The sequence below is a fragment of the Chitinophaga sp. genome, assembly GCF_019236475.1.
Taxonomy (GTDB): Bacteria; Bacteroidota; Bacteroidia; order Chitinophagales; family Chitinophagaceae; genus Chitinophaga.
In genome coordinates, this window is the sequence record NZ_JAFAIX010000010.1 from 117,184 (window position 1) to 133,073 (window position 15,890).

Genomic DNA, 15,890 nt, shown 5'->3' on the forward strand with positions numbered 1-15,890 from the left:
GGGTTTATGGGATAATGCTGATGACTATTTATATTGACGTCTCAACTCTCTTTCCGACTCACGTTGTTTGATGGAATCTCTCTTATCATGGAGTTTCTTACCCTTACCCAGGCCTATTTCCATCTTTGCCAAACTCTTTTCTGTAATGAACATACGTAAAGGAATAATGGTATATCCTTTTTCCTTCATCTTGTTCTCCAGCTTACGGAGTTCCTTCTTTGTCAGTAATAATTTGCGTTCCCGCAGGGGATCATGATTGGCTGCGGTGCCGTGGGAGTACTCTGCAATATGCAGGCTCTTAACAAACAATTCTCCTTTGGAGAAGTAGCAGAATGCATCATTAAAGCTCACTCTGCCGGCACGGATAGATTTAATCTCCGTTCCAGTTAATACTATGCCAGCAATATACTTGTCTTCTATTGCGTACTCAAAATATGCCGATCTGTTTCTTAATTCTGCCATAGTGTGTGATTACAAAAATGCTTTATGGATTTGAAAGTCTGACGACTGCAAATCCATAAAGCATACAATGTAATGTTTATTTTTTGAACAGTGCCAGTACTGTTGCCAGTTTGGTCTTCAATTCTTTTCTGTCCATGATGAAGTCCAGGAAACCGTGATCCAGCAGGAACTCAGCACTCTGGAAACCTTCAGGAAGATCTTTTTTAATAGTTTCCTTGATGATCCTTGGTCCTGCAAAGCCGATCAATGCGCCCGGTTCTGCAATGTTGAAATCACCCAGCATCGCGTAAGAAGCCGTTACACCACCAGTGGTAGGATCGGTCATCAGGGAGATGAATGGTAATCTTGCATCAGCCAATTGAGTCAGTTTGGCGGATGTTTTCGCCATCTGCATCAGTGAAAATGCACTCTCCATCATACGCGCACCGCCAGATTTGGATATAATCATCAGCGGCATTTTATGCATAATGCAATAATCAATAGACCTAGCAATCTTTTCCCCTACAACAGAACCCATGGAACCGCCGATGAAGTTGAAGTCCATACAAGCTACCACAAGGTCATTACCCAATACCTGACCAGCGCCAACTGTCATGGCATCCTTCAGTCCTGATTTCTTCTGCGCATCTTTCAGCCTGTCACCATAGGGCTTCAAATCTTTAAAGCCCAGAAAATCAGTTGGGTAAATATTGGGGAACAGTTCTTCGAACTGATTGTTGTCGAAAATGATCTCAAAGTACTCAGCGGAGTTGATACGGTTATGATAATTACACTTATCACAAACATAAAAATGCTCCTTCAGATCCTTAACAGTGGTGGTTTTTTTACAGTTAGGGCATTTGTGCCATAAACCATCAGGAGCTTCTTTCTTCTCACTGGTGGAGGTGGAAATGCCTTGTTTAATTCGCTTAAACCAGCTTGACATATTCTTCTGTTAGATTAGAAAATAGTGGTGCAAGATACGAATTAATGAATTATTTAAGTAAAAAATCAAATAATTATAGTATAATAAGTTACATATAAATAAAAAAGACCCGCCATTCGGCAGGTCTTTTCATTTATACCTTAGTATCTTATGCGTTTCTGTTGATACAGTTCAGGTCATGGAAGGCTTCTTCCAGACGCTTAACAAAGGTTTCTTCCCCTTTGCGCAGCCAAACGCGTGGATCGTAGTATTTTTTGTTAGGCTTATCTGCACCTTCTGGGTTACCCAGTTGGCCTTGCAGGTACTCTTTCTTCGCTTCGTAGAAATCATGTACACCTTCCCAGAATGCCCACTGCATATCGGTATCGATGTTCATTTTGATCACGCCATAACCCAGTGCTTCCGCAATCTGGTGTTTTGGAGAACCGCTACCACCATGGAATACATAGTAAACTGGTTTCGCTTTGGTACCGAATTTCTGCTGGATAAACTCCTGGCTGTTGTGCAGGATCACCGGACGCAGTTCTACGTTACCTGGGCTGTATACACCGTGTACGTTACCGAAAGCAGCAGCCACAGTGAAACGGTTACCTACTTTTGACAGTACTTCGTATGCATGCGCTACATCTTCAGGTTGTGTATAGAGTTTGGAATTATCTACACCAGAGTTGTCAACACCGTCTTCCTCACCACCGGTTACACCCAGCTCGATTTCGATAGACATACCCAGTTTGTTCATTCTCTCAAAGTATTTGTGAGAGATCTCGATATTTTCATGCAGCGGCTCTTCAGACAGATCCAGCATGTGAGAGCTGTACAGTGGATGACCGTGCAGTTTGAAATATTCTTCACCTGCAGTCAACAGACCGTCGATCCATGGCAGCCATTTTTTAGCAGCATGGTCTGTATGCAGTACTACTGGCACACCGTAATATTTGGCCACTTCATGCACATGCTTCGCACCGGAAATACCACCTGCAATGTTCGCCTGCAGTTTGTCGTTTGGCATTCCTTTACCAGCGAAGAATTGCGCGCCGCCGTTAGAAAACTGTATAATTACCGGTGAATTCACCTTTGCTGCTGTTTCCAGTACTGCGTTTACGGAGTTAGTTCCTACCACGTTCACAGCAGGCATAGCAAATCCGTTGTCTTTGGCATCGTTATACAGCGCATCCAGCTCTTCGCCGAATAATACGCCAGCTCTGTATTTTCCCATACTCTAAAAGATATTTGATTTTTAGGAAAGCAAATATAAGGAGTTAATGAGAAGATTTATAACGATTTCAGATTTTACACTATACCTTTAAACAGTTTGTCGATAATGGTCTATTTTACGCCCGTAAACCCAATAGTATGCAACCACGTTTCATGAAATACTTGCTAGCCTGGCTGATCACGTGTCTCACGACCACTACTTTCGCTACAATGCCTGCCGATTCTACTGGTTTCTTTCAATCCTTCGATAATACCCGGATTCACTTTACAGTTGAGGGAAAAGGGGAGCCTATTATGCTGTTGCACGGCTTTATGCAAAACGGAAATGCCTGGTCTAAATATCCGCTGTACGATTGGAAAAGAACGTACAGGCGGTAGGGTTAGAGCAAAAAGCCTTAGCCCTATTGCAAATCCTAGGAAACGGTCAACGTATTCCCATACACATAGACGGTAAAAGTAGGAAGCGACACGGTAGCTGGACCCGTATTCACAGCGCCGCTGGTGGTAAACCTACTGCCATGGCCACAAGGAGCATTACATTCAATTAACCCGGTAGCTTTGTTGTAGGTAGACACGGAGCAATTCTGATGGGTACAGGTAGACGATAATGCGACGAAGCTGTTGGAGTTATTCCCGGCAGCAACACGGATGACTATGATGCCATTGGATATCATAAAATCGCCAATGGCAAGCAATCCCGAATTCAGATCGACGGATAACCTGGCCGTACCACCACCAGGAGTGGCACTACCACCACCGCCATAACCTCCTCCACTACAGGCTGCCAGGCAACCCGCACAAGCCAGCGCAAGGGAAATCCCCAGACTGGTGACAAATTCACGTCTTTCCATATGAGAATTTTTAACAGTGAAAACAGTGTATTATACTCTGATTACGCTGCTAAAAATTGTCAGGTTGCCTGATCTAAAAAAATGGGAGAATTATTTTTGTTCCAATGAGGCAATTAGCCCGGAAAAGTAGGCGGGTGCACCTTTGAGCCTGCTTCCATACCAAGAAAAATATTCTCCGTCTACCAACAAAATGGTGGCTTCCGGTACCATTTCCTGTAATTCGGCTATATGCTTTTCCTTGAAGGGATAAGGTTCTGATGAAAGCAATACTAGGTCGCACTGACTGGCTTTCAATTGTGCTACCGTTATCTCAGGATATCTCGTCAACTCCCCAAAAACATTGCGAATGCCACAAGCTTGTAACATTTGCTGTATAAATGTATCTCCACCTGCTACCATCCAAGGTTGCCGCCAGATAAAATATGCGGCGGATAAGGGCCTCGGCAATGGCTGTAGCGCAGCAAAATCCTGCGAAATCTCTGCTATCATGGCCGCCGCCCGGTGACTGGTATGCGTAATGGCACCTATCCCAGCCATCATCCCATAGGCATCTTCCAAGGTATGAATGTCACTGACCCATACGGGATATTCCTCCATTAGCAGTTCTATATCCGCCTTGGTATTTTCTTCTTTATTGGCAATGATCAAATCCGGTTTCAGGGATCGAACCGTTTCCATATTTACTTGCTTCGTACCACCCACGCGGGTTTTGGACCTAAACCAAGCGTTGGGATGTACACAAAACTTCGTAATCCCCACTACCTGCTCTTCCAGGCCCAGGGAATATAACAATTCCGTTTGGGAAGGCACCAGGGAGATAATCCTCTCTGGCGCCTTTTCCAGTACGATATTTCGTTGCAATTGATCTGTAAAATGCATCATTATCTTCCGAGCGCCTGAATTACATCGTATTTGGTAACAATATGATAATCGCCGCTTTCGTCTTTGGTGAGCACAGCGCCGTTTTCTTTGTTGATGTAAAACGACAGTTTCTCAATCGGGGTGCTTTCACTCACAATCGGGAATGGTGCCTGCATCACCTGCTTAACAGTGGCATCTTTCAGGTGAACATCGTCGATCAGTTTGTTGAACAAATTGCTTTCAGAAACAGAGCCTATCATCTCTCCATCTGCAAATACCGGCAAATGTTCGATGTCATATTTTCTCATTTTTGAGATGACATCGCTCACTTTTATATCCGCGGTAATGCTTACCAGTGGCTGATTACGACGGGAACTTACCACATCTTTCACAGTTTTTACGTCCAAGAATCCACGTTCCATCATCCATTGGTCGTTATACACTTTACCTACATACCGACTACCATGATCGTGGAAAATTACCACTACCAAGTCCGTCGGTTTCAGGTGCTCTTTCAGTTGGATAAGCCCCGCCATAGCGGAACCGGCAGAATAACCCACAAAGATGCCTTCTTCTTTGGTGATCCGACGGGCCATCACGGCGCCGTCCTTGTCTGTCACCTTTTCAAAGCGGTCAATAACGCTCATATCATAGTTCTGCGGAATAAAGTCTTCCCCAATACCTTCTGTGATATAGGGATACACTTCGTTCATATCAATTTCCCCGGTCTCAAAATATTTTTTCAATAGGGAACCATAGCTATCTATAGCCCATACCTGGATATTTGGGTTCTTTTCCTTCAGGAACTTACCTATACCGGTGATAGTACCGCCGGTGCCCGTGGCTACTACCAGGTGGGTGATTTTTCCGTCTGTTTGATCCCAGATTTCCGGCCCTGTCTGTTCGTAGTGCGCATCCCTGTTGGCCAGGTTATCGTACTGGTTCACATAGAAGGAATTGGGTATCTCCTGGGCTAAGCGTTTGGAAACGGAGTAATAGGAGCGGGGATCTTCCGGCTCCACATTGGTAGGACAAACAATCACTTCTGCGCCCACCGCTTTGAGGATGTCGACTTTTTCTTTGGACTGCTTGTCTGTAGTAGTAAAGATACATTTGTAACCTTTGATGACTGCGGCCAAGGCCAATCCCATACCGGTATTGCCGGAAGTGCCTTCGATAATGGTGCCGCCGGGTTTGAGCAGACCTTTTTTCTCAGCTTCTTCCACCATTTTCAGGGCCATTCGGTCCTTGATGGAGTTGCCTGGGTTAAAAAACTCTACTTTGGCAAACACTGGGCATGGCAAGGTGGCAGATACACGGTGTAATTTGACTAAGGGAGTATGGCCAATCGTTTCGAGGATGTTTTCACAATATTTCATAATGCTATGAGGTTGTACATTTACTAAGATAGCTTTTTTCTCAATGCCACCAGCAGCCCAAACAATGCCGGAATCCCTATCTTTGCCAGGATGATGAACCGAATTTTTATTACAGGAACAGGCACTGGCGTTGGTAAAACCGTTACCGCCGCCTGTGTGACAGAGGCGCTGCAGGCCGATTACTGGAAGCCCGTGCAGACAGGACTGGCCGAAGGAACCGACACCAACACCATTAAGACCTTACTTTCCAATCATATAACTGTCTGTCATCCAGAGGTCTATGCCCTGGAAGAACCAGCCTCTCCACACCTGGCAGCCCGGCTGGAGCATACCATTATCGATCCCGGGAAAATCTTACAACAGTTGAACAGCTTCCCAACTGATCGGCCGCTGGTCATAGAAGGGGCAGGAGGACTAATGGTACCCATCAATGAAGAGATGTTCACCTTGGACCTGATTAAAGAGATGAATGCAGGTGTCATAATTGCCGCCCGTAACTATCTTGGCAGTATTAACCATGCAATGCTGACCGCAAGAATGCTGCAACATACAGGCGTTCCCGTTATAGGGTGGATCTTTGGGGGCGACTGGCACTCCAATGAAGAAGATATTATCCGCTGGTCCGGCATCCCCCGGATAGGACGCATTCCCCAAGCAGAAGCTGTCGGAAAGGCATTTATCAGTGAGCAGGCACAATTGTTGTCAGACTCGCTGTACCAACTGTTACAATGACAACTAAAAAGGATATACGAAAACAATTCCTAGAACAAAGGCTCAACCTGGATGAGTCCTCAGCAGTTCGGCTGAACTCCGCTCTGCTGGCCAATGTACTGAAGCTGAATTTCTCCGGATTACAGTATATCCATGTATTCCTTCCCATCCTGGAAAAGAAGGAGGCCGATACCTGGCCTATCATTGAGGCACTGCGCCACCAGTACCCAGAACTGCACTGGGTGCTCTCCCGGTCAGACATGCAAACCGCCACGATGACACATTTCCTCTGGGAACAGGATACTCTCCTTGTAAAAAACAGTTATGGTATCACAGAACCGGCTGCCGGCCAATCCGTAGCCCCTCAGCAGATAGACCTGGTGTTCGTTCCGCTGCTGGCTTTCGACATTTCCGGCCACCGGGTAGGTTATGGCAAAGGTATGTACGACCGATTCCTGCAGCAATGCCGCGCGGATGTACAAACCGTCGGCCTTTCCCTGTTTGAACCAATTCCGACAATTCCAGATACCGATGACAGGGATATCGCCCTGCAGACGGTCGTGACACCGGAAAATATTTATCAATTCTAAAAAGAACAGAACGTGCTCAAATACTTGTCAGTACTCCTATATCCTTTCTCACTGCTATATGGACTGGTGATGTGGATCAGAAACAAACTGTATGACAGCCGCCTGCTGACGGCCGTGGAATTTGACATTCCTACAATCGCCGCAGGTAACCTCTCCGTTGGCGGAACAGGCAAAACCCCGCATGTGGAATATCTCATCCGCCTACTGAAAGCACATTTCCAGGTAGCAACGCTCAGCAGAGGCTATAACCGCCGCACGAGCGGATATATCCTCGCCGATGAACATACCACTGCTGCTGAAATCGGAGATGAACCGATGCAGTTTCACGAAAAGTTCCCGGATGTCCATGTGTCTGTAGGGGAGGAACGCATGTTGGCCATTCCCCAACTCCTGATGGACGAACCAGGTACCCAGGTGGTACTGTTGGATGATGCTTTCCAACACCGTAGCATTAAACCTGGCATGAATATTATGATCACAGAGTACAACCGTCGGTTTACGAAAGATCATGTGGTGCCTTTTGGCAGATTACGAGAAGGAAGACAAGGATATACCAGAGCTAATTGTATCATTGTGTCTAAATGTCCGCCGAACCTTTCCCTGGCGGAAAAGCAGGCAATTGAAAAAGAAATAAATCCTTTACCGCATCAGCAGGTGTTTTTTACTACCTTGCAGTACGGAGCCATGTACGACCTGATTACGCATGAGCCGGTGCAACTGGCAGCAGATACCACCGTTTTGCTGGCCTGCGGCATCGCAAGACCTGAGCCACTGCTGGAAAAGCTCAGATCTTCGTTTGATCAGGTATTCCTGTTACCATTCCCGGATCATTACTACTATTCTGAAAAAGATATTGCTAAGATCAAGAAGGAACTGGACGATCTTCCAGGTAAAAACAAGATAGTAGTGACCACCGAGAAAGATGCCGTGAGGCTGCATTTACTGAAGAAAACACTTATAGAACAAAACCTGCACATGGCTGTTATGCCTGTGGAAATTGCGTTCCTTTTCGGAGCGCAGGAAACATTTAATAATTTTATTTTTGATTACGTAGGCAGCTATTACCCTGCAACCAATCAATGAAGAACTACCCTGAAACATGAGTAAAAAGAAGAAAGATAAAAGAGGCGGGAGCCAAAATAAGACCTACAAAGGCGTGGTAGAAGTGACCCGCTCTGGTATGGCCTTTGTGATCGTACAAGGCCTTCCCCGCGATATTCTGGTAAAACAGAAGAACCTGAACACAGCACTCGACAAAGATGAAGTGCTGGTAGATATTATTAAGCCTGCCCGCAGCGGAAGCCGCATGGAAGGCGTTATAACGGATATCCTTAAACGAAGCAAAACAGAATTCACCGGTACCCTGCAGGTCAGCAAAAACTTCGGTTTCCTGATCCCTGAAAAAGGGATGTTTATGCCGGACATCTATATCCCGGCCAACTCCTTAGGAGAAGCCCAAACCGGCGATAAAGCCGTAGTGAAAATCGTTGCCTGGGGCGAAAAATCTCGGAAACCCGTAGGGGAAATCGTGGAAATCCTTGATGCCAGCAATACCAACGACCTGGCCATGAAGGAAATCCTGATTGAAGCTGGATTCCCGCTGAACTTCCCTAAGGAAGCCCTGGAAGAGCTACAGCACATTCCTGACGCTATAACGGATGCGGAAGTACGAAAAAGAAGAGATTGCCGCGAAATCCTCACCTTCACCATTGACCCGGTGGATGCAAAAGATTTTGATGATGCGATTTCTATTCGCCTGTTGAAAAACGGACTGTATGAAATTGGGGTACATATCGCTGACGTAAGTCACTACGTACTGCCAGGTACAGAACTGGACAAAGAAGCAGAGAAACGCGCGAACTCCGTATACCTGCCAGACCGCGTACTACCTATGCTGCCGGAGAAGATTTCCAACGAACTCTGTTCACTCCGCCCACATGAGGATAAATATACTTTCTCTGCCATCTTCCAAATGAACGAACAAGGAGAGGTGAAGCAGCACTGGATAGGTAGAACCGTTATCCATTCTGCACATCGCTTTACGTACGAAGATGTACAAGAAATTATCGAAACCAACGAAGGACCTTATAAACAGGAAATCCTGTTGCTGAATAAGATTGCCCAAACCCTCCGCAAGGACCGTTTCTCTAAAGGAGCTATTAATTTCAGCTCCCAAGAGGTGCGCTTCAAGCTGGATGAAACAGGCAAACCAATCGGTATCATTATCAAGGAAAGTAAAGAGGCCCATCAGTTGATTGAAGAAATGATGCTGCTGGCCAATAGAACGGTGGCTGCTTATGTGGCCAAAATTAAGGTCAACAAACAGCCGGTTCCTTTCCCTTACCGCGTGCACGATACACCAGACCCAGAAAAGCTGAAGGTGTTTGCATCTTTCGCGCATAAATTCGGCTATCGTTTTGATCTGAGTACGCCAGACACCATCGCACGATCTTTCAATCGTATGCTGGAACTGGTGAAAGGAAAACCAGAACAGCACGTATTGGAAACCCTCGGCATCCGTACCATGGCCAAAGCGGCCTATACGATAGATAACGTAGGCCACTATGGACTTGGGTTTGACGACTACTGTCACTTTACTTCGCCTATCCGCCGATATCCGGATGTATTGGTACATCGGGTACTGGCTGAAGCGCTGGCCAATGATATCCATCCAAATAAACAGATGGAAAAAGAATGTAAGCACTGCTCTGAAATGGAACGTAAGGCCATGGAAGCAGAACGTGCGGCCAATAAATACAAACAGGTGGAATACATGCAGCAATTCATCGGTGAAAGTTTCATGGGTGTAATCAGCGGTGTAGCGCATTTCGGCTTCTGGGTGGAAACCGAGGATACCAAATGCGAAGGACTGGTAAGCGTGCATAACCTGAATAAGAAAGAAGAATTCATTTTCAGTGAAGCGGAATATGCGCTGGTAGGTACCCGTAGCGGTCGCAAGTTCCGTATAGGACAGGAGGTGGAAATCCGTGTGGTTGCCGCCAACCTGGCTAAAAGACAGTTGGATTATGAGCTGGAAGAAGAACTGCAAACAATGCAGCCACGAGTGCAGCAGCCTAGACAGGCCGTGCAGCAACAACAGCAACATCCAGGTAAGAAGAAAAAGAAAAAAGACAAGCAACGTAATTTCATACCTAAACCGGTAGTTAAAACTGAGATCGGAAACGGTATAGATATGCCACCAATAGATCATGCATCTATTTCTGAGAGTATCCTTACTCCGCCGGAAGTGCCTGTGAGCTTACAGCCAGACGTATTTTCAGCGATAGTTGCGCCTCAAGAATCACCTGTTATCACAGAATTAACAGGTGTGGTGAAGCCGAAGGAAGCAGTCGTGAAACCTGCTGCTACCAAGAAAACAGCGAAAGCTAAGAAGAAAGGAGTAGAAGCCATGTCAGTTGCTGGGGAGACACCAGTCGCTCCGAAAGCCACTGCCACTAAAGAAGTAGCAAAAGACAACAAACAAACCGTTGCTGAAGAACCAGTAGCTAAGGAGACGCCAGTTGCTCCGAAAGCCGCTGCCACTAAGCAGGTAGCAAAAGGCAAACAAGCCATTGCCGAAGCAGCAGCAGTTAAGGAGACACCAGTTGCTCCGAAAGCCGCTGCCACTAAGCAAGTAGGAAAAGGCAAGAAAGTTGTTGCTGAAAAATCAGTAGCTAAAGAGACACCAGTTGCTCCGAAAGCCGCCGCTACTAAGCAAGTAGCGAAAGGGAAGAAAGCTGTTGCTGAGAAACCAGTAGCTAAAGAGACACCAGTTGCTCCGAAAGCCGCTGCCACTAAGCAAGTAGCGAAAGGTAAGCAGCAAGCAGTTGCCACAAAACCAGTGGTTAAGAAGACAGCCGCCGCTCCCAAAGCCAAAGCCACAAAAGCTGAAGCTCCTGCGAAGAAAGGTAAAGCCGCTCCTAAAGCGACAAAAGCCGTTGCTAAAAAGCCAGCAGCTCCAAAGAAAGCAGTTGCTAAAAAAGCGGTAGTTTCGAAACCCGCAACGAAGAAGGCTGCTTCCACTGGAAAGACTGTTGTCGCGCCAGCAAAAAAACAAGCAGCAACTGCTAAAAAGAAAGCAGCAACTACAGTAAAAAAAGCCGCAACTACCAAAGCGACGCCTAAAAAAGCTGCTGCTGTAAAAACCACTGCTAAAAAGGCGGTCGCCAAACCAGCACCTAAAAAAGCGGCTACAAAAGCGACGCCTAAAAAGGTAGCTACTAAGGCGCCAGCGAAAAAAGCTGCACCTAAAAAAGCAACTGGAAAGAAAGGCAATACCGTAAAGAAGAAGAAATAATTTTAATCGTATATCAGCAATGCAATCATTTAAAGAGTTAACAGGACAGTTCAGTAAACATTTCGATCAGTTGCATTTCCCGGAGCAACCTAACCGGCTTTATGACGCCGCCAGACATATCCTGGAAATAGGAGGTAAACGTATCCGACCTGTATTATGCCTGATGGGTAATGAACTGTTCGATGAGCTGCACCAGGATGCATTTCACGCCGGCAGTGCGGTAGAACTCTTCCATAATTTCACCCTGATACACGACGATATTATGGACAAAGCCCCTATCCGCAGGGGAAATCCGACTGTTCATATGGTCTACGGCGAAACAGCCGCCATCCTCTCAGGAGATGTGATGCTGATCAATGTATATGAACGATTAAATAGAGTACATACCAAATACCAGAAAAAACTGGTATCTGTATTCAATAAAGCAGCCATCGAAGTATGTGAAGGCCAGCAACTGGACATGGATTTTGAACTCCTGGACCCAGAAGAAGTGGACTACGATGCTTACGTGAATATGATTGGCCTGAAGACCTCTGTACTACTGGCTGCTAGTCTCCAAATGGGAGCGATCATCGGCGGTGGTAGTGAAGGCAATCAAGGACATCTATATTCCTTCGGTAAAAACGTAGGGATTGCCTTTCAAATTCAGGACGATTTCCTGGACGCCTTTGGCGATCCAGAGAAGTTTGGTAAACAGCAGGGGGGAGATATTTTGGCCAATAAAAAGACCTTCTTGCTCCTGAAAGCCTTTGAGCTGTGTAATCCTGCGCAGAAAGCCGAGCTGAAGTCGCTGCTGGCATCCAATCCAGATGATAAAGTAGCTAGGGTTCTGCAACTTTTCCGCGATTGCAAAGTGGATGAATGGGCAGAAAAGGAGAAGGAGCGATTTACCCAGATGGCTTTCAAAAATCTGGAAGACATCGCTGTATTGAGCAGTCGTAAGCAACCATTGCGAGAACTGGCAGATTTCCTGTTGAACCGTCAGCAATAATCTGTTGAAACATAATTTGAAGTAAAAATCCGGGCCTAGGCCCGGATTTTTTAATTTACTGTAAAATATTTTTTATAACTTTTTCCCATATATTCGCGCCCAAAACTGTAATAATCCACGCCGATGTCCAATTCGCTGTTTCGTAAAAAGTCGCTCGCAACCATTTTAAAAGACGCCAACGCCGGTTTATCAGACGGACATGAGACAGGTGGAATGCATAAGGTCCTGAAAGTGAAGGATCTCACCGCGATGGGTATTGCAGCCGTTATCGGCGCCGGTATCTTCTCCACCATTGGAGAAGCCGCTTTTCATGGTGGCCCCGCCGTATCAATTCTCTTTGTTATCACAGCCGTTACTTGTGGCTTCTCTGCCCTCTGTTATGCAGAATTTGCATCCAGGGTACCTGTTTCCGGCTCTGCTTATACTTATTCTTACGTTACATTCGGAGAACTGGCTGCCTGGGTAATCGGGTGGGCGTTGATCCTGGAATATGCTATTGGGAATATCGCCGTGGCCATTTCCTGGGGCGGCTATTTTAATAACCTCCTGAATGGCTTGGGGATAGGACTCCCGGATTGGCTGACCAATAACTACGACAGTGCATCTCCAGCATTAATGGCTGCAGCCCCTCATATCTTTGGTGTGCCGGTTATTCTCAATCTGCCCGCATTTATGATTGTAGTACTGGTGACTTACCTGGCCTATGTAGGTATCCAGGAAAGTAAGCGTACCGCCAATCTGATGGTAGGCCTGAAAATAGCCGTGATTCTCTTTGTAATAGCTGTAGGTGCTTTCTTTGTAAAAACAGAGAACTGGCATCCATTTATGCCTAATGGCTTCTCTGGCGTTTTGCAGGGCGTTTCTGCCGTGTTCTTCGCCTATATCGGTTTTGATGCCGTAAGTACTACTGCAGAAGAATGTGCCAACCCACAGCGAGATTTGCCTAAAGGCATGATCTATTCCCTGATTATTTGTACCGTTTTATATATCCTTATCTCTTTTATCCTCACTGGTATGGTGCCTTTCACGGAGCTGAAAGTAGCCGATCCGCTGGCTTTTGTGTTTGATAAAGTAAACATGCCATGGATTAGTTATCTTATTTCTGTGAGTGCGGTGGTAGCTACTACCAGCGTATTGTTGGTATTCCAGATCGGGCAGCCACGTATCTGGATGAGTATGAGTAGAGATGGCCTGCTGCCAAAGAAATTCAGCACCATCCACAAACGGTTCAAAACCCCTTCTTTCGCCACTATCATCACCGGTATTATCGTAGGTGTTCCGGCATTGTTCCTGAACCTCACGATTGTTACAGATCTGACTAGTATTGGTACCCTCTTCGCCTTTATCCTGGTTTGTGGCGGGGTATTGATGCTACCTCCACAAGAGAAAACCGCTGAAAAGCGATTCCGCCTGCCATATATCAACAGCCTTTATGTGGTGCCACCAGTGGTAGCTGCGCTGTTATATTTCTTCGGCGGGGATATCCTGGATCGCCTGACTTTCAGCACGGGATGGGAGGTATGGAAGCATAATATTCCATTCATGCTGTTTGCAGTAGTAGCCATTATAACGATTATTTTGGCCTGTGTACGCAGGCTCTCTGCTATACCCGTTCTGGGACTTTTAAGCTGCTTTTACTTGATGACAGAAATCGGTCTTAAAAACTGGATCGTATTCACCATCTGGCTGCTGGCTGGCCTCGCTATCTATTTCCTGTACAGTTACAGTCACAGTAAACTCAAAAAACAATAAATTTTTCGTAACTTAATTGTAGCTCTTTGATCCATAAAATCTGATTTTATGAACACGCTACAAAAAATCGAAAAATGGGGAGATGCTCATTACCCCAAATGGCTCAGTTTTGTCAGAATGGCACTGGGTGGATTTCTGATGTATGTAGGCGTTTTGTTCGTCATGAACAGGGATGCGCTTACCGCCATGATTACTGATCACCCGGCGTTGACAGCTGTCGCATTCTACATTGCGCATTATATTGTTTTTGTGCACATCGTAGGTGGATTATTTATCGCTTCGGGACTTTACACTCGTTTTGCCTCAGCATTGAACTTACCAATTCTTTTGGGTGCGCTCTTTTTTGTGCACTCGCGTACTGGTTTGTTCCAGGTATACCCGGTGTTAGGCCTTTCACTCCTTGTCCTGTTACTGCTTGCCTTGTTCCTGGTAGAAGGAAGCGGCCCCATTTCAGTAGATGACTACATGCGCCGTCATCCGGAAAAGAAGCACAGTCGGCACTATACTGCCGGTATTAAGGACGATGAATCAGCCTGATTTTCATACAGGCATACACGTTAGGCGGGTTTGTTAACCCTGTTCTTACAGGAACCTCTCCTGCAATTTCTTTCTGTTACTGTATCTGTTCCTCTTTTTTGCTGGCGTCTGCCCGTATAAACCTTTCATTCTCCACTCTTTTCTTTGCCGGAAAAAATTTAGCTTTGCAGCAAGAATGCAATTATGAAATACGAAATCGGAGATAAAGTTCTGCTGTTGAGTTCCAAAGAAGAAGGAACTGTAGTAGAAATTGTGAATGATAATATGGTAATGATTGAAGTAAAAGGAACCTCTTTTCCAGTGTACCTGGATCAGATCGACTTTCCTTACTTCCATCGTTTTACAAAGGAGAAGTTGGTGAAACCCAAACCTAAATTGACTCCTGGCGATGAAATCAAAGTGAATCGCAGCAAATATGAGGACCTGAAAACAGATAAAGGCATGTTCCTTTCGGTACTGCCGGTGTATCATCATGATGGTTTCGATGAAACGATCAAGTTGATGAAATTCCATCTGTTTAATGACACCCCGCATGCGATGCGTTTCTATTTTCAGGTATGGCTGAACAATCAGTTGGACTTGGAAATCAAGAATGAGATCCATCCTTATAACCATTTTTATTTGACAGATTTGTTGTTCGAATCTTTGAATGATAACCCAAGATTTGAATTCACTTTTGTCTTGAAAGATGCACAGCCAGAACTGGCTTCTTCTGTTAAAAAAACATGGAAGATCAAAGCCAAACAGATGTTTGTGCAACTGGAAGAATTAAGGACCAAAGCAGAAGCCACGCTGACTATTCCGCTGTTTGAAAAGTATCCTACTAAAGCGGAAGAAAAGCCAGAGCTGCCTCCTGTACAGGAAACGCCTGCTGCCGCGGCCGCGAAAGGAAAGAAGCCAGACATTGCGAAAATCGGATCTGGTACTATGGCTAGTTTGCTGAGTAAAATTCAGTTGCAGCCAGAAACCACACTGGAGCCGAAACATGAAGTAGATCTGCACATAGAGAAGCTGGAGAAAAATTGGAAAGGGCTAAGCAATATTGCGATCTTGGCTATCCAGTTGAATGCATTTCAGCGATACCTAGATCTGGCTATCTCCCATAAACAACATCATCTGATCGTAATTCATGGCGTAGGAAAAGGCAAACTGAAAGACGAGATCCATAATATTCTGCGTCAAACGCCAGAAGTAGCGAACTTCGTGAATCAATACCACGCCCGTTATGGCTATGGTGCTACAGAGATTAACTTCAAATAGTATTAAAAGATATATTAGGAATTCCAATACAGCAAAGGGATTGCGACAATCAAAGTCTG

General features: G+C 45.6%; 15 protein-coding genes. 9 read left to right on the forward strand and 6 right to left on the reverse strand.

Annotation, left to right across the window (positions count from 1 at the left end; translation table 11 throughout):
• Positions 1-24: 24 nt before the first annotated feature.
• From smpB to fbaA, 3 genes are all read right to left on the reverse strand, one after another.
• Entirely contained in the window at positions 25-462 is a 438-nt protein-coding gene (smpB, locus tag JO154_RS14095) for an SsrA-binding protein SmpB (RefSeq protein WP_291946542.1), read from the reverse strand.
• Between the two features lie 76 nt (positions 463-538).
• Positions 539-1,387, reverse strand: coding sequence for an acetyl-CoA carboxylase, carboxyltransferase subunit beta (gene accD, locus JO154_RS14100; RefSeq protein WP_291946544.1), 849 nt, complete (start codon positions 1,385-1,387; stop codon positions 539-541).
• Positions 1,388-1,535: 148 nt separating this feature from the next.
• Positions 1,536-2,603 carry a class II fructose-bisphosphate aldolase gene (gene fbaA, locus JO154_RS14105; RefSeq protein WP_111593010.1) on the reverse strand — a complete coding sequence of 356 codons (1,068 nt, stop codon included), beginning with the start codon at positions 2,601-2,603 and terminating at the stop codon, positions 1,536-1,538.
• 137 nt (positions 2,604-2,740) lie between these two features.
• Here fbaA and JO154_RS14110 point away from each other — a divergent pair, with 137 nt between their 5' ends.
• A complete protein-coding gene (locus tag JO154_RS14110; protein ID WP_291946548.1) occupies positions 2,741-2,980 on the forward strand; it encodes a hypothetical protein in 240 nt (79 codons plus the stop codon).
• Between the two features lie 35 nt (positions 2,981-3,015).
• Here the strand turns inward: JO154_RS14110 and JO154_RS14115 are convergent, their stop codons facing one another.
• From JO154_RS14115 to JO154_RS14125, 3 genes are all read right to left on the reverse strand, one after another.
• On the reverse strand, positions 3,016-3,453 hold the full coding sequence (locus tag JO154_RS14115) for a ubiquinol-cytochrome c reductase iron-sulfur subunit (RefSeq protein ID WP_291946550.1): 438 nt from the start codon (positions 3,451-3,453) through the stop codon (positions 3,016-3,018).
• Positions 3,454-3,543: 90 nt separating this feature from the next.
• A complete protein-coding gene (locus JO154_RS14120) occupies positions 3,544-4,335 on the reverse strand; it encodes a helical backbone metal receptor (protein ID WP_291946552.1) in 792 nt (263 codons plus the stop codon).
• On the reverse strand, positions 4,335-5,693 hold the full coding sequence (locus JO154_RS14125) for a pyridoxal-phosphate dependent enzyme (protein WP_291946555.1): 1,359 nt from the start codon (positions 5,691-5,693) through the stop codon (positions 4,335-4,337). Before JO154_RS14125 ends, JO154_RS14120 begins: the two co-directional genes overlap by 1 nt.
• Before the next feature lie 90 nt (positions 5,694-5,783).
• Between JO154_RS14125 and bioD the strand changes: the two genes are divergently transcribed.
• The 8 genes from bioD (at position 5,784) to JO154_RS14165 (ending at position 15,831) form a co-directional block, all read left to right on the forward strand.
• Positions 5,784-6,425, forward strand: a complete 642-nt coding sequence (bioD, locus tag JO154_RS14130; RefSeq protein ID WP_291946557.1) for a dethiobiotin synthase — start codon at positions 5,784-5,786, stop codon at positions 6,423-6,425.
• Complete coding sequence (locus tag JO154_RS14135; RefSeq protein ID WP_291946560.1) at positions 6,422-6,994, forward strand: 5-formyltetrahydrofolate cyclo-ligase; 573 nt, start codon at positions 6,422-6,424, stop codon at positions 6,992-6,994. The genes bioD and JO154_RS14135 overlap by 4 nt, the downstream gene beginning before the upstream one ends.
• A gap of 12 nt (positions 6,995-7,006) precedes the next feature.
• A complete protein-coding gene (gene lpxK / locus JO154_RS14140; RefSeq protein WP_291946562.1) occupies positions 7,007-8,077 on the forward strand; it encodes a tetraacyldisaccharide 4'-kinase in 1,071 nt (356 codons plus the stop codon).
• A 16-nt stretch (positions 8,078-8,093) separates the two neighbouring features.
• The gene (rnr, locus tag JO154_RS14145) at positions 8,094-11,291 is read left to right on the forward strand and encodes a ribonuclease R (RefSeq protein WP_291946564.1); all 3,198 of its coding nucleotides are present in this window, start codon (positions 8,094-8,096) and stop codon (positions 11,289-11,291) included.
• A 19-nt stretch (positions 11,292-11,310) separates the two neighbouring features.
• Positions 11,311-12,282: a polyprenyl synthetase family protein gene (locus tag JO154_RS14150; protein ID WP_291946566.1), complete on the forward strand. Its 972-nt coding sequence runs from the start codon at positions 11,311-11,313 to the stop codon at positions 12,280-12,282.
• 123 nt (positions 12,283-12,405) lie between these two features.
• Positions 12,406-14,034 (forward strand): amino acid permease, encoded by a 1,629-nt coding sequence (locus JO154_RS14155; RefSeq protein WP_291946568.1) that lies wholly within the window; start codon positions 12,406-12,408, stop codon positions 14,032-14,034.
• A gap of 48 nt (positions 14,035-14,082) precedes the next feature.
• On the forward strand, positions 14,083-14,571 hold the full coding sequence (locus JO154_RS14160; RefSeq protein ID WP_291946570.1) for a DoxX family protein: 489 nt from the start codon (positions 14,083-14,085) through the stop codon (positions 14,569-14,571).
• 183 nt (positions 14,572-14,754) lie between these two features.
• Positions 14,755-15,831: a Smr/MutS family protein gene (locus tag JO154_RS14165; protein WP_291946572.1), complete on the forward strand. Its 1,077-nt coding sequence runs from the start codon at positions 14,755-14,757 to the stop codon at positions 15,829-15,831.
• The last annotated feature ends 59 nt before the right edge of the window (positions 15,832-15,890 follow it).

Coding starts and splice junctions, on each gene's coding strand:
- smpB (WP_291946542.1), bottom strand. CDS start 462: ATGGCAGAATTAAGAAACAGATCGGCATATTTTGAGTACGCAATAGAA.
- accD (WP_291946544.1), bottom strand. CDS start 1,387: ATGTCAAGCTGGTTTAAGCGAATTAAACAAGGCATTTCCACCTCCACC.
- fbaA (WP_111593010.1), bottom strand. CDS start 2,603: ATGGGAAAATACAGAGCTGGCGTATTATTCGGCGAAGAGCTGGATGCG.
- JO154_RS14110 (WP_291946548.1), top strand. CDS start 2,741: ATGCAACCACGTTTCATGAAATACTTGCTAGCCTGGCTGATCACGTGT.
- JO154_RS14115 (WP_291946550.1), bottom strand. CDS start 3,453: ATGGAAAGACGTGAATTTGTCACCAGTCTGGGGATTTCCCTTGCGCTG.
- JO154_RS14120 (WP_291946552.1), bottom strand. CDS start 4,335: ATGATGCATTTTACAGATCAATTGCAACGAAATATCGTACTGGAAAAG.
- JO154_RS14125 (WP_291946555.1), bottom strand. CDS start 5,693: ATGAAATATTGTGAAAACATCCTCGAAACGATTGGCCATACTCCCTTA.
- bioD (WP_291946557.1), top strand. CDS start 5,784: ATGATGAACCGAATTTTTATTACAGGAACAGGCACTGGCGTTGGTAAA.
- JO154_RS14135 (WP_291946560.1), top strand. CDS start 6,422: ATGACAACTAAAAAGGATATACGAAAACAATTCCTAGAACAAAGGCTC.
- rnr (WP_291946564.1), top strand. CDS start 8,094: ATGAGTAAAAAGAAGAAAGATAAAAGAGGCGGGAGCCAAAATAAGACC.
- JO154_RS14150 (WP_291946566.1), top strand. CDS start 11,311: ATGCAATCATTTAAAGAGTTAACAGGACAGTTCAGTAAACATTTCGAT.
- JO154_RS14155 (WP_291946568.1), top strand. CDS start 12,406: ATGTCCAATTCGCTGTTTCGTAAAAAGTCGCTCGCAACCATTTTAAAA.
- JO154_RS14160 (WP_291946570.1), top strand. CDS start 14,083: ATGAACACGCTACAAAAAATCGAAAAATGGGGAGATGCTCATTACCCC.
- JO154_RS14165 (WP_291946572.1), top strand. CDS start 14,755: ATGAAATACGAAATCGGAGATAAAGTTCTGCTGTTGAGTTCCAAAGAA.